The organism is Brevundimonas sp. UBA5936, from assembly GCA_002430835.1.
Classification (GTDB): domain Bacteria; phylum Pseudomonadota; class Alphaproteobacteria; order Caulobacterales; family Caulobacteraceae; genus Brevundimonas.
The window spans coordinates 1-392 of record DJDA01000059.1 but is presented as its reverse complement, the minus strand read 5'-3'; the positions used below and the strand labels follow the sequence as shown (position 1 = coordinate 392).

Below are 392 nucleotides of genomic sequence, written 5' to 3'. Positions count from 1 at the left end.
CGGGCTTCGCGCGCGATGGTTTTAAAGGCCTCCGTCGATTCCACATCCGGGCAGGAGACACGGACGATGTCGGCCCCGGCCTCCTCCAGCTGACGGATCTGGGCCAGGGTCGCCGCCGCGTCGGTCGTCGGCGTATTGGTCATCGACTGGACGCTGATCGGGGCGTCGCCGCCGACCGGGACGGAGCCGACCATGATCTGGCGGCTCTTGCGGCGCTCGATGTGGCGCCAGGGACGGATATGGCCGAGTTCGGAATGGTCGCTCATGACGCCGGGAACATAGGACAGGAAGAGCGGCAAAACCACGACTGGCGGCGAAAGATCGCGCCTTCGCCCGCCAAAAGGTCAGCCGAACGGGGGTGGGGCGGCGGACGGCGCCTGGGCGGCGGCACG

Annotated in this window: 1 protein-coding gene; it reads right to left on the bottom strand. The window is 68.6% G+C overall.

Annotated features, from left to right (window positions below):
* A partial coding sequence (locus B2Y21_RS06130; protein WP_292057996.1) for a flavodoxin-dependent (E)-4-hydroxy-3-methylbut-2-enyl-diphosphate synthase occupies positions 1-266 on the bottom strand: 266 nt, incomplete at its 3' end.
* Between the last annotated feature and the right edge of the window lie 126 nt (positions 267-392).